Genomic DNA, 20,862 nt, shown 5'->3' with positions numbered 1-20,862 from the left:
TGTCGCAAACCCGCTTGCGCGAGCGATCTCGCCTGCGCAGTGTCCCTGTCAAAGGAGACAGGACATGACCAGATCGAACCGTTCCGCCGGGATCATGACAACCGCAATCCATGCGGGCGATCCACCCGACACCGCGACCAATGCATCGGCCCCCCCGATCCATATGAGCTCGACCTACCTTGTTGAGGATCTGGCTGGATTCTCTGCGCATGATCTGACGCCGGACAGCCCTTATCTCTATTCCCGCTGGGCGAACCCGACAGTCGCGGGGTTGGAGGCCAAGATTGCGGCCCTGCAGGGAACCGAGGCCTGTTTGGCGACGGCCTCAGGCATGGCGGCAGCATCGGCCATTTTCCTTACTTTCCTGTCGACTGGCGATCATCTGATCGTCTCGGATGTCTCTTACGCTGGCGTCGCTGAACTTGCGCGTGAGACCTTGCCGCGGATGGGTATCGAGATTTCGGCGATCAATATGTCTGATCTGGAAGCGGTCGCAGCCGCGATACGGCCCAACACGCGGCTGATCCATACGGAGACCCCGGTGAACCCGATCAACCGCCTGACCGATCTGGCGGCCGTCTCACAATTGGCGCGCGAGGCTGGTGCGCTGCACAGTTGCGACGCAACCTTTGCCTCGCCCCTGGGCATGGACACTGTCGCATTGGGTGTCGATCTGACGATGCATTCGATCACGAAATATATCGGCGGGCATGGCGATGCCGTCGGTGGGGCCGTCGCCGGATCGGCCGAGCTGATATCCAAGATGCGTGCCGAGGCGAGCATCCATCACGGCGGAATCCTGTCTCCGTTCAATGCCTGGCTGATTGCCCGAGGCGCGTCGACCCTGCCATTGCGTATGAAGGCGCACCAGTCCGGTGCCATGGAGGTCGCAAAGTGGCTTGAAGCGGATCCACGGGTTTCACAAGTGATTTATCCGGGCCTGTCTTCGCACCCGCAGGCAGAGCTGGCTGCACGGCAAATGTCGAACACATCAGGCATGATTTCGTTCCAGGTCGGTATTACTGCTGACGGAGAGCGCATTGCGCAGCAAATGATCGAACGCCTGGAGGTCATCCATTACGCAGTGTCATTGGGACACCATCGCAGTTTGATTTTCTGGATGGAAACCGAAGGCCTGATGGAGACTTCTTTCAAACTGCAGGGAGATCAACTGGAAGATTACCGCAGATATACGGGCGACGGGATTTTCCGCCTGTCTGTTGGTCTGGAAGATGCCGAAGATCTGATTGCCGATCTGGATCGCGCTTTGGGTTAAGGAACGCTCCCGCCCCCGCAGCGTGCATCAAAGATGCACCTTGGCGGGGTTGGACCGCGTGCCTGTGGCACGCGGCGGTTGCTTTAAGCACCTACACCTGCGCAGATCGGACAATCGGCAGCTTTGGAAAGTTTGATTTTGCGGCTTTCGCCATAGAGGGCGTCATAGATCAACATCTCGCCGCGCAGCGCTTGCCCGGCCCCGGTAATGACCTTGATCGCCTCCACTGCCATCATTGACCCGACGGCGCCGGGAAGCGGTCCGATCACGCCCGCCTCGGCGCAAGATGGGGCAAGGCCGGGGGCCGGGGCTTCGGGGAAGATACATTGGTAACAGGGACCGGTCCTGGCGGGGTCGAAGACGCTCAGCTGACCTTCCCATTGCGACAGAGCGCCCGAGATCAGTGGCTTGCCCAGCGCGACTGCGGTTCGGTTGGCCAGATAGCGTGTGTCGAAATTGTCGGTGCCGTCGAGGATCAGATCGAAGTCGGTGAACAGATCTGCAGCGATCTCTTCCGTGAGCCGACGGTGATAGGGCAGAACAGTCACGTTCGGGTTCTGCGCCTGCATCGCGGCCTGAGCCGAGAATACCTTGGGCATCCCGATATCCGCATCGCGATGGATCACTTGCCGCTGAAGATTGGCGTTTTCAACCTCGTCATCATCAATCACACCAATTGTGCCAACGCCCGCCGCAGCCAGATATTGCAAGGCAGGCGCACCCAGACCACCAGCCCCGATCACCAGAACCCGCGACTGTTTCATCTTTTTCTGCCCCGGGCCGCCCAGCTCTCGCAGGACGATGTGGCGTGCATAGCGTTCCAGCTCGGTCTCGGTGAACTGATCTGAGGGCATTTTAGGTTCCTTGGGCTCGGCAGCTTCCGCTCGGTTTCGCAACGCTTTCACGCCTCGCCCATAAAGCAGAACCAGCACCGCAGAGCCAGCAAGGATCAGCCACATCGCAGCAGAGCCGCCGGTTGCCTGACGCAACGGATGTGCCTCGGGCAACACCAGCTGAGCGATGATGACACCGATCAGCAGCGTGCCGACAGATGCCATCCGCGCGGTACGGGACACACCCGCGATATAGCCGATCCCCCATAGGCCTGCCGCAAGGATCAGGACCAGCAGCATCAGCCGCGCCCGGTCGAACCGAAACCGCCCGCGCCCCGGTCGGTTTCAGACAGCGTGTCGGTGGCTTCGAATGTGGCTTGCACCACTGGAGCGACGACAAGCTGGGCGATGCGTTCTCCGTGGGTGATTTCGAACGGGTCCTGACCTGCGTTCAGCACGATCACACCGAGAGGACCACGATAGTCACTATCGATGGTTCCGGGCGTGTTCGGCAATGTGATGCCGTGTTTCAGGGCCAAACCCGAGCGCGGGCGGACCTGCACCTCAAACCCTTGCGGAATCTCGATCCGCAGGCCGGTAGGCACCAAGGCGCGTTGACCGGGGTCCAGTGTAATTGTTGCCTTTCCCGGTAGATTGGCCCGAACATCCGCCCCTGCGGCCCCCGTAGTTTCGTACGAAGGCAACGGGATCGAGGGATCGGCCCCGTCCTCGCGGATCACACGAATTGCAACCATCCCCAAACCTCTCATTTTCTACGGAGTTTACCCTGCCAAAACCGCGGCAATCTTCTGCGCCAATCGTTCGGCCACCGCGTCCTTGCCCATGCGCGGCCATTCCTCAGCCCCTTCGTCCGAGATCAGAATCACCGCATTCTCAGAGCCACCCATGATACCCGTCGCCGGGCTCACATCATTCGCAACGATCCAATCGCAGCCTTTGCGCGCACGTTTCGCGATTGCGTGCTCAATCACGTTATCCGTCTCGGCGGCAAAACCTACAACGAGCGCAGGGCGTCCCGCCTTCATCCGCGCTACACGTTTCAAGATGTCCGGATTCTCGGCGAATTCCAAAGTAGGCAAACCGTCTCGGCTTTTCTTCAGCTTCTTGTCCGTGGCCGTCGCAACGCGCCAATCCGCTACCGCAGCCGCAAAGACCCCTGCATCCACGGGCAAAGCGGCCTCGACCGCATCGGACATCTCTTGCGCCGTCTCGACCGGCACGACCTGAACCCCTTCGGGTGGCGCAACCTCGGCAGGTCCGGTGACAAAAACCACCTCTGCCCCGAGCGCCGCCAGCGCCCGTGCCACTGCCGTCCCCTGAGCGCCCGAGGACCGGTTCGCAATATACCGCACCGGGTCAATCGGTTCATGTGTCGGGCCAGAAGTTACCAGCACGCGTTTGCCCCTGAGCGGCCCATCACCGAGCTGCGCCTCGATCGCAACCACGATCTCCAGCGGTTCCGACATGCGGCCCGGGCCGTACTCGCCGCAAGCCATATCGCCCTCATTCGGACCCACGAAACGGACACCGTCCGCCTGCAGTTGCGCCAGATTGCGTTGCGTCGCTGGGTGATCCCACATCCGCACGTTCATAGCAGGCGCACACAGAACCGGCGTGTCGGTTGCCATCAGCAGCGTCGAGGCCAGATCATTGGCCAGCCCCCCGGCCATCTTGCCCATCAGGTCAGCAGTCGCAGGCGCCACCACGATCAGATCAGCAGAACGTGATAGCTGGATGTGCCCCATCTCGGCTTCATCGGTCAGGTCAAACAGATCGCGATAGGCTTTCTCTCCGGCCAGTGCCGAAACGGACAAGGGGGTCACGAATTCCTCTGCCGCACGAGTCAGCACCGGTGTCACCGCTGCACCGCGTTCGCGCAGCCGTCGGATCAGATCCAGCGACTTATAGGCCGCGATCCCGCCGCCGATGATCAGCAGAATGCGTTTGGTTGCCAACATGTCTTGCCCTTCCGTCCCGGTCGGCCCCGACATTAGGCAAGGCAGCCGGGCAGTTCCAGCAGTTAATTCTGTGTCTCAAAGGCTTTGCAGGGGTCTTCACGCTCGACAATGGGGCTGTCAATCACCGCATCAAACTCACCAGAGATGAGACCGTCCTCGGACTGTCCCAAAACGAAGACCTTCAACCCCGGACGCAAGCGCGACAGGAATGTGGGGATACCGCGATCCTTGCGAGCATGGCCATTGCCGGTGATCACGGCAACCGGGCCACCGGTTTCATCGGTGGCACGCAGGATGGCACGTGTCAGAACGGCATCGCGCAAACGCTGGATCGCCACCATCTGCGGTAAAGCCTCGGCAGGCAACGCGTCGCAATGAGCCGCAAGCTGATCTGCCTCGCGCGCCGCCTGATCTTCGGGTGAGAGCGGAATGGTCAGCCCATATCGCGCCGCATCCGCACCCAGCGCAGTGGCTGCGCCCCGTTCCATCGCGGCCCGCGCAGCAGTTCGTGGGACCATCGCACCGTAAACCGGAGCATTCGACGCCTGGAATACCGGATAATACATGCTGAGCGGGGGCCATCCGGATTCGGCCCAGCGTAGAATCCGTGACAATTCCTCGGGGTTGGCCGCCGCCTTCTGCGCCAAACGCTGAGCGCCCTCTTCCGTCACCATTTCCCAGACCACGCCCGAGGGCCCAATAGCTTCGATCGCCTCGGTCTGGACGAGGTGATGCCGCGGATTGTCGTGAATTTCGCCCAAGATAACGACATCTGCCGATTGCATGGCTTCCAATACATCGTCAGGTATCAATTCTGCAGCGCGGACCGTTTGGCCAGCACTTGCAAACAGCACAAACGCTACAAGAATCGCAAAGAGTTTCATGCGAAGAAGTGTTGCACCTCGCGCGATTGCGCTTCAAGGTTCTTGCGCATCTTAACAAAAGCTGCAGCCTCAAGCTGACGTACACGTTCCTTTGACAGTCCGAGTTCCTTGCCCAGGCTCTCCAGCGTCCGCGACGGTTCACGCAGCTTGCGTTCGCGCACGATGAAACGTTCACGATCATTCAGCGCCTGCATCGCGGTGACCAACCATTCGCGCAGCTGTTGCCTGTCGTGACTGTTTTCTACGGTTTCAGCCGCTTGCTCCCGATCATCTTCCAGCGCATCAATCCACTCGCGCCCGTCTTCGTCCGTCGACTGAACCGCATTCAGGGAAAAATCGGACCCGGCAAGCCGCCCCTCCATCATTTCAACATCGCGCAGGGGAACGCCGATTTCAGAAGCGATCATCTGATGCAACTGGTGTCGGTCCAGATCAAGACCCTCGGTCGCGGCCTCGCGCTCTAACCGTGCCTGCACCCGGCGCATGTTGAAAAACAACGACTTCTGAGATGAGGTCGAGCCAGTGCGCACCATGGACCAGTTGCGCATGACGTAGTCCTGAATGCTGGCCTTGATCCACCAGACCGCATAGGTCGAAAAGCGCACACCCCGATCCGGATCGAACTTGTCTGCAGCCTTCATGAGGCCCAGCCCGGCCTCTTGGATCAGGTCGTTCATCGGCGCGCCATAGCGTTTGAACTTGGCCGCCATCGAAATCGCCAGGCGCATATAAGCGGTGATCAGACGATGCAGGGCCTGCTCGTCCCGGTCATCACGCCAGGCATAAGCCAGCTTCAATTCGGTCTCGGCATCCAGCAACTCAGCCTTCATTGCCTGTCGGGACATCGAAAAATCGTTTGCGTTGTCCAGTGCCATGCAACTCTCCCTTTACCACAGGCTATAGACCGGGCTTGTCTTGCCGACCTGAGGTCGATACGCAGAACAAAACCGGGTGGATCACCAGAAAGGTAATAAAAGTGCACCCCAATTTAACCTTTGTGTTGGGCGGCGCGGCTTCGGGAAAGTCGCTTTTTGCCGAACAACTTGCTGTTTCCACAGGGAAAAGCCGGGTTTATCTGGCCACATCACAAATGTTTGATGATGAGATGCGCCAGAAAGTTAGGCAACATATTGCACAAAGAGGCAGCAAATGGGTGACAATAGAGGCACCTTTTGAGCTGCCTCCCGAGCTGGCGAAGCTGACGGAAGATCAGGTCTGCCTGATCGATTGTGCCACCATGTGGCTAACAAATCATTTGCTGGCTGAAGCCGATCTTGATCAGGTTCAGGCAAAATTGCTTGGCGCCTTGAAAGACTGCGCAGCGCAGATCGTCATCGTATCGAACGAAGTCGGCCATGGGATCGTCCCCGACAACGCCCTGTCCCGCCGCTTTCGCGAAGCGCAGGGACGGCTGAACATCGCGCTGGCTGCCCAGGCGGATCGGGTCGTGCAAGTAACCGCCGGGTTGCCTCTGGTCCTGAAAGGTGCGCCCCTGTGACCCGGCTGCATCTGGTCCGGCACGGGCCCACTCATGCAAAAACCATGGTCGGTTGGTCCGATCTGCCCGCTGACCTGAGTGATACGGCAGCGATTGATCGCCTCTCTGCCCATCTTCCGACTGAGGCAATCGTGATCTCATCCGACCTGTCGCGCGCGGCCGACACCGCCAGTGCCATTCAGGGCGCACGGAAACGATTGCCGCATCACCGCGATCTGCGCGAGATCAACTTTGGCAGTTGGGAGCTGCGCAGTTTTAAGGAGATCGAAGCCGAAGACCCCGAACTTTGCTTTGCTTATTGGGACAATCCGGGCGAGGTGCGTCCACCGAGTGGTGAAAGCTGGAACGAGGTGCGCACACGGGTTGATGCAGCCATCGATACGCTGATTTCGGCCCATACCGGGCGTGATCTAATCGTAGTGGCCCATTTCGGTGTGATCCTGACCCAGGTCCAGCGCGCGCTGGAAGTCGACGCGCAAGAGGCCTTTGGCCATAGGATCGACAACCTCTCGGTCACCGAGATTACCCATCACGGCGACCGCTGGTCCGTGGGCCGCATCAATCATCAACCGTGATGGACTTACGCACAAATCAACGATTTACCTGCGCCACCTGATCCGACATCGTTCAAACATGACCTATGACCTTTTCATCGGCGACCGCCTGTTTTCCAGCTGGTCCCTGCGCGGGTGGCTTATGCTCGAGAAATTCGGCCTGCTTTACCGCTCTCACATGATTGGCCTTTATGCCGGAACAATGGCTGCGGATATGGAGTCTCTGGCCCCCGCCCGCCTCGTCCCGGCCCTGAGATTGCCGGACGGAACCGTGGTCGGCGAAAGCCTCACCATGGCAGAAACACTGGCCGAGCGACATCCTGAGGCTGGGCTTTGGCCCGCCGGTCCCGCGGCGCGCGCAACGGCCCGCTGGCTATGCGCTGAGATGGTCGCAGGCTTCTCGGCCCTAAGGGGCGAATGCCCGATGCAATTGCGGCACTGCTGGGAGGGATTCAAGCCGTCACCGGACACGCTGTCCGACCTAAGCCGGATCGAGACACTGTGGGCACATGCCCGCAACGTCTCGGGTGCAGAAACCGGCCCGCTATTCGGGGCCTATTCCCTAGCAGATGTGTTTTACGCTCCGGTTGCTGCGCGGATCATTGGCTATGGCCTGCCGGTGTCTGAGGCAAATCGTGCCTATTGCCTTGAGCTTCTGTCGGATTCGCCTGTCCGCCAGTGGCGCGCGATGGGCCTGACAATCTCTTATGATCCCTTTCCCTATCCGCAAAACCTGCCTGAACAGAACTGGCCGATTGGTGGATCCTTAAAGGCAAGAGCCGTTGAAACCGGCCCATCGGTCAACACGGGCTGCCCGTATTCCGGTAAACCTGTTACGGACTACCTTGAGCTCGACGGTCAAGTCTGGGGCTTCTGCAATCCGTCTTGTCGTGACAAAACCGTTGCCGATCCGGGCGCATGGCCGAAATTCACCGCAATGGTGGCTGGCGTTAACCATTCCTAAACCGCAACCATGGCAGCAACGTCCTGTTAACCAAGAACAGGATTGCCATGGTCGCCCGCGCCCATACCGTTGCCTTTCAGGGCGTTGACGCCCGCCCGGTCGAGGTTCAATGTGCCGTCTCGCCGGGTCTTCCGGCCTTTTCCATCGTCGGGCTTCCCGACAAAGCCGTATCCGAGGCGCGCGATCGGGTGCGCAGCGCGCTCAGTTCGATGGCGATCGCACTTCCGTCCAAGCGGATCACCATCAACCTGTCCCCTGCCGACCTGCCGAAAGAGGGCAGTCACTTCGATCTGCCCATCGCAGTAGCGCTGCTCTCGGCACTTGAGATCATACCAACCGATGCCGCCGAAGGGGCTGTGGCCTTGGGCGAGCTTTCGCTCGACGGGTCGCTGGTGCCCGTCGTTGGCGCTCTGCCCGCCGCCATGACCGCCGCAGCCGAAGATCGTTCGTTGCTCTGCCCGGCGGCATCCAGCGCCGAGGCGGCGTGGGTCGACGCCACTCAAGTCATCGGCGCGGGGTCTCTGGGCGATGTGGTCCGTCACTTCACCGGCCAATCCGCGCTGCCCGCCGCGACCCCGGGCGAGGTCAGCCTATCGCCCAGCGCGCGGGATTTGCGGGATGTCAAAGGTCAGGAACGCGCCAAACGCGCGCTGGAGATTGCTGCGGCAGGACGGCATCATTTGATCATGATCGGCACGCCCGGTTCCGGCAAATCCATGCTGGCGGCGCGGCTGCCCGGTATTTTGCCACCATTAACGCCCGTTGAAGCGCTGGAGACCTCGATGATCCAGTCGCTCTGCGGTTTGCTGGACGAAGGTGGTATCAGCCGGGCACGCCCGTTTCGCGAACCCCATCACACCGCATCGATGGCGGCCATTGTCGGTGGCGGCAAAGGTGCCAAACCCGGAGAGATTTCGCTTGCGCATAACGGCGTTCTGTTCATGGACGAATTCCCCGAATTCCCGCGCGCTGTTCTGGAAACCCTGCGTCAACCCATCGAGACCGGAGAGGTCATGGTCGCCCGTGCAAATGCGCACGTCAAATACCCCTGCCGGTTCATGCTGGTGGCGGCAGCCAACCCCTGCAAATGCGGCTACCTGACCGACCCATCGCGTGCCTGTTCCCGCGCCCCGGTCTGCGGCGAAGATTATCTGGGCCGTATCTCAGGGCCTTTGATGGACCGCTTTGATCTGCGGATCGAGGTTCCGCCAGTCGGGTTTACCGATCTTGATTTGCCACCCTCGGGCGATAGCTCTGCCACTGTAGCCGCGCGCGTCGAAGCGGCACGGGCAGCACAGGCTGAACGGTTCGCTGACCTACATGGCGCACGTCAGAACGCCGACCTCGAAGGCACGTTTCTGGAAGAATGCGCAACGCCGGACGCAGAAGGCAAGGAGCTGCTTCTGAACGCGGCAGAACGGTTTGGCTTATCCGCCCGCGCCTTTCATCGAATTCTGCGGGTTGCCCGCACCATCGCAGATCTGGACGGCGAGGCGGACATTCGTCGCCCGCATATCGCCGAGGCGCTGAGCTTTCGCATCAGCGCCAAGGTTGGGGCCTAAAGCTTTGCTTCAATCGCCTGCCAGATCTTCTCGGCAATATTCTCGCCGTTGAAACGCTCAAGCTCCTGAATACCGGTGGGCGAGGTCACGTTGATCTCGGTCAGATAATCACCGATGACATCGATCCCGACGAAGATCTGACCCTTTTCCTTCAGCAGCGGGCCGATTGCGGCGCAGATTTCCACGTCCCGTTCGGTCAGACCAACCTTCTCGGGCCGCCCGCCCACATGCATGTTCGAACGTGTCTCGCCCTCAGCCGGAACGCGATTGATAGCGCCCACAGCCTCACCATCGACCAGGATCACCCGCTTGTCGCCATTACGCACATCGGGCAAGAACTTCTGCACGATCAGCGGCTCACGTGAGAAGCCAGTGAACAACTCGTGCAAAGAGGTCAGGTTGCGGTCATTCGCATCCAGCCGGAACACCCCGGCGCCGCCATTGCCATAGAGCGGTTTGAGGATGATATCTTCATGCTTTTCTTTGAACGCCTTGATGGTCTGCAAATCCCGCGCGATCGTCGTTGGTGGGGTCAGATCGGGGAAATCCAGCACCAGGAGTTTTTCGGGATAATTCCGCACCCAGAAGGGGTCGTTCACCACCAGCGTTTGCCCTTTCAGGCGATCCAGCAGATGGGTCGAGGTGATGTAATGCATGTCAAACGGCGGGTCCTGCCGTAGCCAGATGACATCGAAATCGGCCAGATCGACCTCGCGCTCCGGACCCAGCACAGCCGGGTCACCCTGCATCCTCTGAACCGACATGTCATGACCACGCGCGGTTATGCGCCCTTCTTGATAGGCCAGTTGGTCCGGGCCGTAGAAAAATAGCTCATGCCCGCGGGCCTGTGCTTCTTCGGCCAAACGGAACGAGCTGTCGGCATTGATATCCACGGCCCCGATCGGGTCCATCTGAAAGGCGATTTTCATGGCTTGTCCCTTACGTTCTACGCCCGATACATGGCGCAGAGACCTATCGGGTTCAATGGCGATCAGCCATGGCCAAAGGCGTTTTCGATAATTTCAACCGCACCAGTGCCATCAACCAAGGCTGCGTCAAAGCGCACATTCGTCAATTGCCCATCTGGTTCATGCTCAAGAAATTGGGCGGCTGAGGCACAGATGCGTTTAATCTGCCGAGGGCTGATCCGGGCCGCAGCCGATGCGAAACTCGCGCTTTTCTTGACCTCAATGAACACGATGCCATCGGTGTTCCGGGCGATCAGATCAATCTCACCCCCTGCACCGCGCCATCTGCGATGCGCAATCGTATAGCCGCGCCGCTCATAATCGGTTGCAACAGAAAGCTCTGCAGCCTGCCCCGCGTGATAAGAAACCGAACCCCGAACGGATCGCCCCATATTTCATCCCTTACCCAGCTTCAGCGCTTTCTGATAAATCGGGCGGCGCGGCAGGTTGAACATTTCCGACACCAGATCCGCCGCATCGCGCACCGAATGGCTTTCCAAAGCCTGTCTCAAAGCCTCTTCTACGTCAGAATCCTTAACGGTTTGCGAATGCGCACGATCCACCAGCAGAACAATCTCTCCCTTGACCGAGGCTCCCTCATATCCTGCCGCCAACTCGGCGAGCGTTCCGCGGCGGACCTCTTCGAACTTCTTTGTCAGCTCGCGGCACACAGCAGCTTGCCGATCGCCGGCCAACACATCCGCCATATCGACAAGGCAGTTGGCCAGACGCTTGGGGGATTCGTAAAAGACAAGCGTTCCGGGAATATCGCGCAGCGCCTCGATTCGGGTCCGACGTGCACCCGAGGCGTTGGGTAGAAACCCGGCGAAAAAGAACGCATCGGTCGGCAAACCCGCCAATGTCAGCGCAGCCAGCGCCGCTGAAGGGCCGGGCGCACAGGTGACCGCGAAACCAGCCTCCGCCGCCTGCCGGCCCAGATCGTAGCCTGGATCGGCGATCAGCGGCATTCCGGCCTCAGAGGCGTAAGCGACCGACTGCCCAGCCCCAAGCGCTTCGAGTATCTTGCCGCGCGCACCAGCGCCACTGTGGTCGTGATAAGCAAGGATTCGGCGCCCCTCTAACGGAACACCATGAATTTCCATCAACCGCCGCAGGCTGCGGGTGTCCTCGGCGGCGATCATGTCGGCCGAGGCCAACACATCGAGCGCCCTCAGCGTAATGTCGCGCGCGGTTCCGATAGGAGTGGCAACAAAGTACAGGCCCGGGGCCAATCTTGTCTTTTGGAAATTCAAAGCTGGACCCTCACAGCGTGACGTTTATTATCGCGGATCAATAGACCAAGGTGCCCTCAGACGCCGGATCAGGGAGTTTTCATTTAGATGTTTACCGTTTGCAAGCCCACACGCAAACTGGCGAAATCCGCCATTGCTCTGGCCACCGCCGCCTTTCTGGCCGCCTGTGAAGTCGGCGGCATCGGCGGAGGCCCCTCGATCGATACCTCTGATCCCGTGCCGGTGGCGCTGCTGGTGCCTAGCGGCTCGTCACAATCGGGGGACGCTGCGCTGGCGCGGAGCCTCGAGAATGCGGCGCGTCTGGCGATGGCAGATTTGCAAAATGTGAAAATTGATCTCCGCGTCTACGATACCGCGGGCAATGCAGGAACGGCGTCAACGGTCGCTCAGCAAGCTGTTGCGGATGGGGCCAAGATCATTCTGGGTCCGGTTTATGCGCAAGCAGCGAATGCGGCGGGCCTTGCGGTTCTCAACAACAACGTCAATGTATTGTCCTTCTCGAACAACACCAGCATTGCGGGTGGCAATGTCTATGTCCTGGGGCCGACCTTCCAGAACACCGCCAATCGTCTGGTCAATTTCGCCGGACGACAGGGCAAAACCGGCACGGTGATCGTGCACAGCAATGACTCGGCAGGCCAACTCGGACAATCCGCAATCGCAACGGCACTTAGCAGCAGCCGGGTAAATAATGCTGGCACCGTAGCTTATGATCGATCTCAGCAGGGTGTGATCAATTCTGTCCCAACCATCAAGGCCACAGTGGATTCGACCGGTGCGGATTCGATCTTCCTGACTGCGACGACTGCAGGTGCGTTGCCGCTGTTCAGCCAGCTGCTGCCCGAGGCGGGTGTCTCTCCGGCCAATGTGCAATATATGGGCCTGACGCGCTGGGACATCCCGGCACAGACGCTAGAATTGCCAGGCGTTCAGGGCGGATGGTTCGCATTGCCGGATCCGGCCAAAGCGCAAGCCTATCGCCAACGCTACAACAATACCTATGGCGAGGCCCCGCATCCTATCAGCGGCTTGGCCTATGACGGAATCGCGGCCATTGGCGCGTTGGTCAGCCAGGGCAAATCCAATGCATTGACTGGGGCAGCCCTGACCCAGAATGCAGGGTTTCAGGGTGTCGGCGGTATCTTCCGCCTGCGTCCTAATGGTACCAACGAACGCGGTCTGGCGGTTGCCACGATCCAGAACAAACAGGTGGTTGTGATTGACCCTGCCCCACAAAGCTTCTCTGGCGCCGGATTCTGAGCAACCGGCGCAGGCAACCATGCCTGACAACAAACTGATCTGCCCCGCTGACCAGATTTTTGACTCGGTCGGTATTCAAGCCAACCTGTCCGCCGCCGTTGAAAGCGGTGCGGACAATGCGGGTCTGCGGGCTGAAACCGTCCGCATCCTGCGCGACGCTCAGAAGGCGGGGCGCGCGGCCATCGCCGACGCATTCGCCAAAGCCCCGTTTGATGCGCGTCCGCTGACGCGCTCTTACACCTATCTGACGGATCAACTGGTCTGTACTGCGATGCGCGTGGCCAGCGAGTACCTGCACCCGCTGGCCACACCGACGCAGGGCGAAAAGATCGCCGTGCTGGCTGTGGGCGGCTATGGCCGAGGCGAAATGGCGCCCTCGTCCGATGTCGATCTGCTGTTTCTGACCCCCTACAAAATCACAGCCTGGGCTGAGAGCGTGATTGAATCCATGCTCTACATTCTTTGGGATCTACGGCTGAAGGTCGGCCACTCATCCCGCACGATCAAGGATTGCCTGCGACTGGGGGGGGACGATTTCACCATTCGCACCGCCATGTTGGAGCAGCGCTATCTGGCCGGGAACAAAGAGCTGGCCGAAGAGCTTGAGGCGCGGCTGAAAGCGGATCTTTTCAAAGGCACTGAGCGTGATTTTATCGAAGCCAAACTGAAAGAGCGTGACGAGCGACATCTCAAACAGGGTGAACGCTATATGGTCGAGCCCAACGTCAAAGAGGGCAAGGGCGGCTTGCGCGATCTACAGTCGCTCTACTGGATCGCCAAGTATATCTACGGCGTTCAGGATGTGGCCGAGCTGGTCCCGCTGGGTCTGTTCACACCAGATGAATTCAAAGGGTTTGTTCAGGCCGAAGACTTTCTCTGGGCCGTGCGCTCTCACCTGCATCTGGTGACCGGCCGCGCCACTGAGCAGCTGACTTTCGACCTGCAGGTCGAGGTTGCTGCGCGGATGGGTTATGAAGACCGCGCAGGGCGGCGTGCTGTCGAAGTATTCATGCAGCGCTATTTCCGCGAAGCAACGCGCGTAGGTGAGTTGACCCGCATCTTCCTGACCAAGTTGGAAGCGGCCCATATGAAAGGCGCACCGCTGCTGGAACGCATCTTCCGCCGCCGGCCCCGGGTGAAGGCCGGATATAGGGTTGTGCATGGTCGGTTGGATATCGCAGACCCGGACACCTTCCTGTCAGATAAGCTGAATATGCTAAGGCTCTTCGAAGAAGGCTTGCGCACCGGGATGCTGATCCACCCGGACGCAATGCGTCTGGTCACCGCAAATCTGCGTCTGATCGACGAGGATATGCGCACCGACAAGGAAGCGCAGCGCATCTTCCTTGATCTGATGTTGAAACACGGCAACCCCGAGCGCGCCTTGCGACGGATGAACGAGTTGGGGGTTCTGTCGGCCTTCCTGCCCGAGTTCGAGCACATCGTGGCGATGATGCAGTTCAATATGTATCACAGCTATACGGTCGATGAGCACACGATCCAATGCATCGTAAACCTCGCCCAGATCGAACGCGGTGAATTGGTCGAGTCGCTGCCACTGGCCTCGTCTATCCTCAAAGAAGGGGTCAACCGCAAGGTGCTGTATGTGGCGCTGCTGCTGCATGACATCGCGAAGGGGCGGCCCGAGGATCACTCGATCCTTGGTGCGCAGATCGCGCGCAAGGTGGCCCCGCGGCTGGGGTTGAACAAATCGGATTCCGAAACGGTGGAATGGCTGGTGCGCTATCACCTGCTGATGTCGGATATGGCGCAGAAACGCGATATCTCGGACCCGCGCACCATTCGCGATTTCGCCAAGGCGGTCGAGACGGTCAAACGGCTGGACCTGCTGACAGTTCTGACCGTTTGCGATATTCGCGGCGTTGGCCCGAATACGTGGAACAACTGGAAAGCCACCTTGCTGCGCGCGCTGCACGCTGAAACCAAGCGTGCGTTGGAAACGGGGATGGAAGACCTCAACCGCGCCAATCGCGGTGCCGGGGCGAAAAAACTGCTACGGGCCGAGTTGGCCGATTGGTCCAAAGCCGATCTCAAAACCGAGACCGGGCGGCACTACGATCCCTATTGGCAAGGTCTCAATCTTTCGACCCATGTCGAGTTTGCCGAGATGCTGAAAGCGTTGGAAGACAGCGGCGATCCCGCAGAAATGGGAATTCGCCTGCACCCCGACGAAGATCGCGACGCGACGCGGGCCTGTTTCGCCATGGGGGACCATCCGGGGATCTTTGCGCGGATCGCCGGGGCCTTGGCACTGGTCGGGGCCAACGTCGTCGATGCGCGCAGCTATACGACCAAGGATGGCTATGTGACGGATGCCTTCTGGATTCAGGATGCCGAAGGCCATCCCTATGAGACGTCGCGCATACCGCGCCTGACCCAGATGATCCACAAGACACTGAAGGGTGAGGTGGTGGCGCGCGACGCCCTGAAATCGCGCGACAAGATCAAGAAACGCGAACGCGCCTTCAATGTGCCGACTCATATCACCTTCGACAATGACGGGTCCGAGATTTACACAATCATCGAGGTCGACACTCGCGATCGCCCCGGTCTGCTCTATGACCTAGCGCGCACACTGGCCGCAGCCAATGTCTATGTCGCCAACGCCGTTATCGCGACTTATGGTGAACAAGTTGTCGATACCTTCTATGTGAAGGATATGTTCGGGCTGAAATACCACTCGGAAAGCAAGCAGCGCGCACTTGAATCAAAGCTGCGCAAGGCCATCACCGAGGGCGCCGAGCGCGCCGCCTCATGAAGCAGATCCGCCTGTTTTCGGGTTTCTTTACGGTGGGCTTCTGGACGCTCGCCAGCCGTATCCTTGGCTTCCTGCGGGAAATCCTGCTGACCGCCTATATCGGGCCGGGTCCGGTGATGGACGCCTTCGTCGCTGCCTTCCGGTTGCCCAATATGTTCCGCCGTTTCTTCGCTGAGGGTGCGTTCAACGCAGCCTTCGTGCCGATGTTCTCCAAACGGTTGGAAGGGGGCGAGAACGCGGAAGGTTTCGCACAGGATGCCTTCAATCTTCTGGCCATAGCCGTATTGGCGTTGGTCGGTTTGGCGATGGTTTTCATGCCCGCGCTGGTCTGGATCACGGCCGAGGGGTTCTATGGCGACGAACGCTTCGATCTGGCGGTGGACTATGGCTATGTCGTCTTCCCTTACATCCTGTTCATGTCGCTGGCCGCGCTGTTTTCCGGGGTGCTGAACGCCACTGGCCGGTTCGCTGCTGCCGCCGCTGCGCCGGTTCTGTTGAACATCTTCGCCTGTTCCGCACTGATCTTCGGAACTCTCTCGGGCGGCGAAGTGATCCGCTGGTTGATCGCCGTTATCCCTGTCGCAGGCGTTGCTCAGCTTGCGCTGGTCTGGGTCGCAACCGAACGCGCCGGCATCCGTATCCGTCCCGGCCTGCCGAAACTCAGCCCCGAAATGCGACGAATGGTGCGTATCGCGGTACCTGCCGCGCTGGCCATGGGGGTGACACAGGTCAATCTGGTAGTCGGGCAGTTGGTGGCCTCGAAAACTGAGAAAGCTGTTAGCTGGTTGTTCGCGGCAGATCGCCTGTACCAACTACCCTTGGGCGTGGTCGGGATCGCCGTAGGCATCGTCCTGCTGCCCGATCTATCCCGACGTCTGCGGGCCGACGACAGGGACGGCGCACGCAATGCCTTTTCCCGAGCCGGAGAGTTCACGCTACTACTGACCATCCCATCAACCGTAGCTTTTGTGATCATACCCGTGCAACTGGTCTCGGTTCTGTTTCAACGCGGCCAGTTCACCGCCGAGGATACCGCGGCCACAGCTCTGGCCGTCGCCATCTATGGAATCGGCCTGCCTGCTTTCGTGCTGCAAAAGCTGTTGCAGCCATTGTTCTTTGCCCGGGAAGACACGAAATCTCCGTTCCGCTATGCCGTTGTTGCGATGGTGATGAACGCCGTTCTGGCCTTTGGTCTTTATCCCGTGGTCGGCTGGATCGCGCCCGCCATCGCCGCCTCAACCGCCGGATGGGTGATGGTCCTGTTGCTGGCGCTGGGTGCGCGGCAATTCGGGGACGAAGCGCGCTTTGATGACCGGTTCAAGCGCCGGGCGGGACGGATCGTTGCGGCCTCAATCGGGATGGGGGTCGTGCTCTATGCAGCCATTCATCTCTTTGGTTGGGCCTTCGAGCTTTCTGGTCTGCGTTATCTCGCGCTGCTGCTGCTGATCGCAACGGCGGGGGTCGTCTATTTCGCACTCGGCCACCTGTTCGGGGCCTTCAAACTGTCGGAGTTCCGCACCGCGCTGCGACGCGGATAATCGCTCAATCGCGGCGTATCCTGCCTACGATACGCGCCCATCCACCCGGAGCCAGAAAGAACGACAGGCCGAACCCGGTGGCAAATCCGCCCAGATCCGCAACCCAGTCCGACGTACCGCCAAAGAGCAGACCGAACAGCAACTGGATACCCATCAGCATCGCAATCAGGCTGAAGGCGCGGGACTGGTTCGCCCCGACCAAAGACAGCTTGCGCCAGAGCAGCCATGTAAACGCGCCGATCAGCCCGTAGACGGGCGGGAATCCTCCAACCAGCGGATACGCAGGATCGAGCAGCACCGCATATGCGAGCGCACCACCGACACCGGACAGCACAAAGATGATCAGCATCGCGACGCTGCCAAACACCTCTGCCACCATCTTGCCCATCGCCAAAACAAAGACACAGACAAAGATCGCCTGCGTAAAATTGGCCGAGACAAAGGGATAAGTGACAAAGCGGATCACATGTTCGAATGGCCAGCGCCCGTTCTGCATCATCCAGTCGAAGATGTCGGGGGAGAACGTATACTGCTGCAACGCATCCAGCCGCCAGCCCACTGCCGACGGCCCACCGACAATCCCACGTGCGCCCAGTTGCAGGACCACTTCAATCCCCATGATGAACAACGTCAGCGCCACAACCACGGGCGGCAGAGGATTCACAGGCGGGGTATAATGCTCACTGCTCATTGGGCTTTACCTTTGCGGCTGTTGACGTCCCTTGACCTCATGGGTAAGCGACGGGGACTGATTTTTCCAGACGGGAGTTCCCTTCGATGACCGAGACCAATTTCACGCCGCGCGTGTTCTCCGGCATCAAGCCTTCAGGAAACCTGCACCTTGGCAACTATCTGGGTGCACTCAAGCGCTTTGTGGACATGCAGGGCCCTGAGTTCGAAACCATCTATTGCATGGTTGACCTGCACGCGATCACAGTCTGGCAAGACCCAGAAAAACTGCGCGAAAAGACGCGTGAGGTTTGCGCCGGTTTTATCGCCGCCGGGCTGGATGCAGAAAAATCTATCCTGTTCAATCAGAGCCAGGTTGCCGAGCATTCACAACTGGCCTGGATTTTCAACTGCGTGGCCCGCATGGGCTGGATGCAGCGGATGACGCAGTGGAAGGACAAGGCCGGCAAAAATGCGCAGAACGCTTCGCTGGGCCTGTTTGCTTATCCCTCGCTCATGGCGGCGGACATCCTGATTTACCATGCCACGCATGTGCCCGTTGGCGAAGACCAGAAGCAGCATCTGGAACTAACCCGCGATATCGCAACAAAGTTCAATCATGACTACGGAGTCGATTTCTTTCCGCTGACAGAGCCTGTCATCGATGGACCAGCTCCGCGCGTGATGAACCTGCGAGACGGTACAAGCAAAATGTCATCTTCCGATGCCTCGGATATGACCCGGATCAACATGATTGATGACGCGGACACCATTGCCAAGAAAATCCGCAAGGCCAAGACCGACCCGGATGCTCTGCCTTCTGAGATCAATGGCCTGTCCGAACGTCCCGAAGCGCGCAATCTGGTGAACATTTATGCCGCGCTCAGCGACCAGACGGCCGAGCAGGTTCTGGCTGAAGTTGGTGGCAAGCAATTTGGTGAGTTCAAGCCGATGCTGGCCGAACTGGCAGTCTCAAAACTGGCGCCAATCTCGTCCGAGATGGCACGCCTGATGGGGGAAGAGGCCGAGATCGATCAGATTCTCGCACGCGGCGCCGAACGCGCGCGTGAGATTGCCGCTCCGATACTACAGCAGACCTATGAGATTGTCGGAATGGTGGGCGCAGGCAAAGCCTGATCTCTCAACCAATGGAACGCCGCCCCAATAAGGGCGGCGTTACTTGCTTCAAGCGGCTTCGGCACGCAGCGTTTCGTATACGATGGCCTCGGCAATCTCGTGCGGGCTGATCGCCTCAGCCTTCGCTCGCGTCAGAATACGATCCATGGTCTGCTCCAGCGCCTGCAACCTGTGCGCCACCCAATCTTCGCGATCAGCCACGCGCAGAATCTCGGTTGCGACATTGATGATCCCACCACCGTTTGCCACGAAATCCGGGGCATAGAGGATGCCCCTGTCGTGCAACAGTTGCGCGTCGCTGTCATTGGCCAACTGGTTGTTCGCGCCGCCCGCAACTGCCCCGACCCGCAGCAGCGGGACACTGGTTTCATTCAGGATACCACCGATGGCGCAGGGGGCGAAGATGTCGGCCTCGACACCGTAAATCGCGTCGGGGGCAACCGCCTGCGCGTTGAACCGTTCGGCAACGCGCGCCGATTGCTGTGCATCGATATCGGTAACGATCAAATGCGCGCCTACGTCGTGCAACAGGTGGCAGAGATGCTCACCCACATGGCCCAGCCCCTGGACCGAGACCCTCAAGCCATCAAGATCGGTCTTCCCGAACCGGTGCCATGCGGTTATACGGACCGCGTTGAAAATCCCACGCGCAGTAATGGGCGACGGATCACCGCTGGCGAAGGCTCCGTCGGCCAGCCCGGCCACGTAATCCGCCTGCGCCCCGATATGCGCCATGTCGGCGGGTGTCATGCCCATATCCTCGGCGGTCCAGTAAAGCCCGTTCAAGCTCTGCACGACGCGCCCGAAAGCCTTGAGCAGTTCAGGTGATTTGTCGATGCCGGGATCACCGATGATCACCGCCTTGCCACCTCCCAGCGGCAGATCGGCTGCGGCATTCTTGAACGTCATGCCACGCGACAGGCGCAGCGCGTCCTGCAGCGCCTCGGCCGCGTGACCATAGGGCCGCATCCGCACGCCCCCAGCCGCTGGTCCGCGCTGGGTTGAGTGGATTGCAACATAGCCCAACAGGCCCAGCGCGTTGTCTTTGAATTCAACCACGCGCTCGTGCCCGGGCGCATCAACTTCGGTGATTTCCATAAGCCTCCTCCGGAATGTCCCGAAGAGTTTGCCACTTTCAGGCGAGAGATTTTCGCCATTGTACAGCTGGATATCGCTTCAGATTGGAGTTATTCTCTATGAACTTATAAACTAATAGGCATTTCCTCTATGGACACCATAGATGCAAAGATCATTCGCGCCCTGCAAAAAGATGGCCGCATGACAGTCATCGATCTGGCTGAGCATGTCGGGCTGTCCCCAACCCCCTGCGCACGGCGGCTGGAGCGTTTGCAGCGCGATGGCATCATCACGGGCTATGCCGCGCAGGTCGATCCTGAACAGCTTGGATTTGGCGTCTCCATCTTTGTCTCGGTCGAATTGGAGAAGCAGGACCGCAATGCGATCGATGCGTTTGAGAAAGCGATCCGTCGGTGCGACGAGGTGATGGAATGCTATCTGATGACCGGATCTCGGGACATCCTTCTGCGCGTTGTTGCGAAAGATCTGAACGCCTTTGATGCGTTCTTGGAAAACCGGCTGATGCAAATACCGGGGATTCGAAACCTCAGATCGAACTTCGCGCTGCGCACCATGGTCAAACGCGAAGCACTGCCGTTGCATCATGGATAAACCACTGGACCTTGCGCCA

20 protein-coding genes are annotated in these 20,862 nt (G+C 59.6%); 10 read left to right on the top strand and 10 right to left on the bottom strand.

The genetic code is table 11. The annotated features are described in order from the left end of the window. Positions 1–64: 64 nt before the first annotated feature. Positions 65–1,276, top strand: a complete 1,212-nt coding sequence (locus tag ACR0AZ_RS09305) for a trans-sulfuration enzyme family protein (protein ID WP_480667280.1) — start codon at positions 65–67, stop codon at positions 1,274–1,276. 83 nt (positions 1,277–1,359) lie between these two features. Here the strand turns inward: ACR0AZ_RS09305 and ACR0AZ_RS09300 are convergent, their stop codons facing one another. The 5 genes from ACR0AZ_RS09300 to ACR0AZ_RS09280 all read right to left on the bottom strand — a co-directional run bounded on the left by ACR0AZ_RS09300 (position 1,360) and on the right by ACR0AZ_RS09280 (position 5,847). Beyond that, a complete protein-coding gene (locus ACR0AZ_RS09300; protein ID WP_480667279.1) occupies positions 1,360–2,409 on the bottom strand; it encodes a HesA/MoeB/ThiF family protein in 1,050 nt (349 codons plus the stop codon). After that, positions 2,409–2,864 carry a dUTP diphosphatase gene (gene dut, locus ACR0AZ_RS09295; protein ID WP_480471920.1) on the bottom strand — a complete coding sequence of 152 codons (456 nt, stop codon included), beginning with the start codon at positions 2,862–2,864 and terminating at the stop codon, positions 2,409–2,411. Before dut ends, ACR0AZ_RS09300 begins: the two co-directional genes overlap by 1 nt. A 27-nt stretch (positions 2,865–2,891) precedes the next feature. Then, the gene (coaBC, locus tag ACR0AZ_RS09290) at positions 2,892–4,088 is read right to left on the bottom strand and encodes a bifunctional phosphopantothenoylcysteine decarboxylase/phosphopantothenate--cysteine ligase CoaBC (protein WP_480470854.1); all 1,197 of its coding nucleotides are present in this window, start codon (positions 4,086–4,088) and stop codon (positions 2,892–2,894) included. A 62-nt stretch (positions 4,089–4,150) separates the two neighbouring features. After that, on the bottom strand, positions 4,151–4,972 hold the full coding sequence (locus tag ACR0AZ_RS09285) for a ChaN family lipoprotein (RefSeq protein WP_480470855.1): 822 nt from the start codon (positions 4,970–4,972) through the stop codon (positions 4,151–4,153). After that, positions 4,969–5,847, bottom strand: coding sequence for an RNA polymerase factor sigma-32 (locus tag ACR0AZ_RS09280; protein WP_480470856.1), 879 nt, complete (start codon positions 5,845–5,847; stop codon positions 4,969–4,971). Before ACR0AZ_RS09280 ends, ACR0AZ_RS09285 begins: the two co-directional genes overlap by 4 nt. Before the next feature lie 101 nt (positions 5,848–5,948). Between ACR0AZ_RS09280 and cobU the strand changes: the two genes are divergently transcribed. The 4 genes from cobU to ACR0AZ_RS09260 are packed head-to-tail and all read left to right on the top strand — an operon-like array spanning position 5,949 to position 9,550. Then, complete coding sequence (gene cobU / locus ACR0AZ_RS09275) at positions 5,949–6,470, top strand: bifunctional adenosylcobinamide kinase/adenosylcobinamide-phosphate guanylyltransferase (protein ID WP_480470857.1); 522 nt, start codon at positions 5,949–5,951, stop codon at positions 6,468–6,470. After that, positions 6,467–7,045: a histidine phosphatase family protein gene (locus ACR0AZ_RS09270; protein ID WP_480470858.1), complete on the top strand. Its 579-nt coding sequence runs from the start codon at positions 6,467–6,469 to the stop codon at positions 7,043–7,045. Before cobU ends, ACR0AZ_RS09270 begins: the two co-directional genes overlap by 4 nt. Before the next feature lie 58 nt (positions 7,046–7,103). Continuing rightward, positions 7,104–7,988: a glutathione S-transferase N-terminal domain-containing protein gene (locus ACR0AZ_RS09265; RefSeq protein WP_480470859.1), complete on the top strand. Its 885-nt coding sequence runs from the start codon at positions 7,104–7,106 to the stop codon at positions 7,986–7,988. Positions 7,989–8,035: 47 nt separating this feature from the next. Continuing rightward, positions 8,036–9,550 carry a YifB family Mg chelatase-like AAA ATPase gene (locus ACR0AZ_RS09260; RefSeq protein ID WP_480667278.1) on the top strand — a complete coding sequence of 505 codons (1,515 nt, stop codon included), beginning with the start codon at positions 8,036–8,038 and terminating at the stop codon, positions 9,548–9,550. Here ACR0AZ_RS09260 and gshB read toward each other — a convergent pair. The 3 genes from gshB to rsmI all read right to left on the bottom strand — a co-directional run bounded on the left by gshB (position 9,547) and on the right by rsmI (position 11,771). Then, a complete protein-coding gene (gshB, locus tag ACR0AZ_RS09255; RefSeq protein WP_480667277.1) occupies positions 9,547–10,479 on the bottom strand; it encodes a glutathione synthase in 933 nt (310 codons plus the stop codon). The two genes, ACR0AZ_RS09260 and gshB, sit on opposite strands and share 4 nt — an antisense overlap. Before the next feature lie 62 nt (positions 10,480–10,541). Continuing rightward, positions 10,542–10,910 carry a YraN family protein gene (locus tag ACR0AZ_RS09250; protein ID WP_480470862.1) on the bottom strand — a complete coding sequence of 123 codons (369 nt, stop codon included), beginning with the start codon at positions 10,908–10,910 and terminating at the stop codon, positions 10,542–10,544. A 3-nt stretch (positions 10,911–10,913) separates the two neighbouring features. Continuing rightward, positions 10,914–11,771, bottom strand: a complete 858-nt coding sequence (rsmI, locus tag ACR0AZ_RS09245; protein WP_480470863.1) for a 16S rRNA (cytidine(1402)-2'-O)-methyltransferase — start codon at positions 11,769–11,771, stop codon at positions 10,914–10,916. A gap of 87 nt (positions 11,772–11,858) precedes the next feature. Between rsmI and ACR0AZ_RS09240 the strand changes: the two genes are divergently transcribed. The 3 genes from ACR0AZ_RS09240 to murJ are packed head-to-tail and all read left to right on the top strand — an operon-like array spanning position 11,859 to position 17,348. Beyond that, positions 11,859–13,031, top strand: a complete 1,173-nt coding sequence (locus tag ACR0AZ_RS09240; protein ID WP_480470864.1) for a penicillin-binding protein activator — start codon at positions 11,859–11,861, stop codon at positions 13,029–13,031. A 19-nt stretch (positions 13,032–13,050) separates the two neighbouring features. Further along, a complete protein-coding gene (locus ACR0AZ_RS09235; RefSeq protein WP_480667276.1) occupies positions 13,051–15,810 on the top strand; it encodes a [protein-PII] uridylyltransferase in 2,760 nt (919 codons plus the stop codon). Continuing rightward, entirely contained in the window at positions 15,807–17,348 is a 1,542-nt protein-coding gene (murJ, locus tag ACR0AZ_RS09230) for a murein biosynthesis integral membrane protein MurJ (protein WP_480470866.1), read from the top strand. Before ACR0AZ_RS09235 ends, murJ begins: the two co-directional genes overlap by 4 nt. Positions 17,349–17,352: 4 nt before the next feature. On the opposite strand, the gene ACR0AZ_RS09225 is transcribed toward murJ, so the two are convergent. After that, positions 17,353–18,039 carry a rhomboid family intramembrane serine protease gene (locus ACR0AZ_RS09225; protein WP_480470867.1) on the bottom strand — a complete coding sequence of 229 codons (687 nt, stop codon included), beginning with the start codon at positions 18,037–18,039 and terminating at the stop codon, positions 17,353–17,355. An 86-nt stretch (positions 18,040–18,125) separates the two neighbouring features. Between ACR0AZ_RS09225 and trpS the strand changes: the two genes are divergently transcribed. Next, on the top strand, positions 18,126–19,154 hold the full coding sequence (gene trpS / locus ACR0AZ_RS09220) for a tryptophan--tRNA ligase (protein WP_480667275.1): 1,029 nt from the start codon (positions 18,126–18,128) through the stop codon (positions 19,152–19,154). Positions 19,155–19,202: 48 nt separating this feature from the next. Here trpS and ACR0AZ_RS09215 read toward each other — a convergent pair whose 3' ends face one another. Further along, positions 19,203–20,252, bottom strand: a complete 1,050-nt coding sequence (locus ACR0AZ_RS09215) for a Leu/Phe/Val dehydrogenase (protein WP_480667274.1) — start codon at positions 20,250–20,252, stop codon at positions 19,203–19,205. 129 nt (positions 20,253–20,381) lie between these two features. Here ACR0AZ_RS09215 and ACR0AZ_RS09210 point away from each other — a divergent pair, with 129 nt between their 5' ends. Continuing rightward, the gene (locus ACR0AZ_RS09210) at positions 20,382–20,843 is read left to right on the top strand and encodes an Lrp/AsnC family transcriptional regulator (RefSeq protein ID WP_480667273.1); all 462 of its coding nucleotides are present in this window, start codon (positions 20,382–20,384) and stop codon (positions 20,841–20,843) included. The last annotated feature ends 19 nt before the right edge of the window (positions 20,844–20,862 follow it).

It is taken from the genome of Ruegeria sp. BE3 (assembly GCF_056538865.1).
Note: the sequence above shows the minus strand (reverse complement) of the source record. Positions and strands in the feature narration are given on the sequence as shown.

Bases quoted from the DNA above. Each gene is read 5' to 3' on its own strand.
- ACR0AZ_RS09250 (WP_480470862.1), bottom strand. From the start codon at position 10,910: ATGGGGCGATCCGTTCGGGGTTCGGTTTCTTATCACGCGGGGCAGGCT.
- coaBC (WP_480470854.1), bottom strand. From the start codon at position 4,088: ATGTTGGCAACCAAACGCATTCTGCTGATCATCGGCGGCGGGATCGCG.
- dut (WP_480471920.1), bottom strand. From the start codon at position 2,864: ATGGTTGCAATTCGTGTGATCCGCGAGGACGGGGCCGATCCCTCGATC.
- ACR0AZ_RS09300 (WP_480667279.1), bottom strand. From the start codon at position 2,409: ATGCTGCTGGTCCTGATCCTTGCGGCAGGCCTATGGGGGATCGGCTAT.
- ACR0AZ_RS09215 (WP_480667274.1), bottom strand. From the start codon at position 20,252: ATGGAAATCACCGAAGTTGATGCGCCCGGGCACGAGCGCGTGGTTGAA.
- ACR0AZ_RS09285 (WP_480470855.1), bottom strand. From the start codon at position 4,972: ATGAAACTCTTTGCGATTCTTGTAGCGTTTGTGCTGTTTGCAAGTGCT.
- ACR0AZ_RS09280 (WP_480470856.1), bottom strand. From the start codon at position 5,847: ATGGCACTGGACAACGCAAACGATTTTTCGATGTCCCGACAGGCAATG.
- ACR0AZ_RS09210 (WP_480667273.1), top strand. From the start codon at position 20,382: ATGGACACCATAGATGCAAAGATCATTCGCGCCCTGCAAAAAGATGGC.
- ACR0AZ_RS09235 (WP_480667276.1), top strand. From the start codon at position 13,051: ATGCCTGACAACAAACTGATCTGCCCCGCTGACCAGATTTTTGACTCG.
- ACR0AZ_RS09260 (WP_480667278.1), top strand. From the start codon at position 8,036: ATGGTCGCCCGCGCCCATACCGTTGCCTTTCAGGGCGTTGACGCCCGC.
- ACR0AZ_RS09240 (WP_480470864.1), top strand. From the start codon at position 11,859: ATGTTTACCGTTTGCAAGCCCACACGCAAACTGGCGAAATCCGCCATT.
- trpS (WP_480667275.1), top strand. From the start codon at position 18,126: ATGACCGAGACCAATTTCACGCCGCGCGTGTTCTCCGGCATCAAGCCT.
- murJ (WP_480470866.1), top strand. From the start codon at position 15,807: ATGAAGCAGATCCGCCTGTTTTCGGGTTTCTTTACGGTGGGCTTCTGG.
- ACR0AZ_RS09305 (WP_480667280.1), top strand. From the start codon at position 65: ATGACCAGATCGAACCGTTCCGCCGGGATCATGACAACCGCAATCCAT.
- ACR0AZ_RS09225 (WP_480470867.1), bottom strand. From the start codon at position 18,039: ATGAGCAGTGAGCATTATACCCCGCCTGTGAATCCTCTGCCGCCCGTG.
- ACR0AZ_RS09265 (WP_480470859.1), top strand. From the start codon at position 7,104: ATGACCTATGACCTTTTCATCGGCGACCGCCTGTTTTCCAGCTGGTCC.
- gshB (WP_480667277.1), bottom strand. From the start codon at position 10,479: ATGAAAATCGCCTTTCAGATGGACCCGATCGGGGCCGTGGATATCAAT.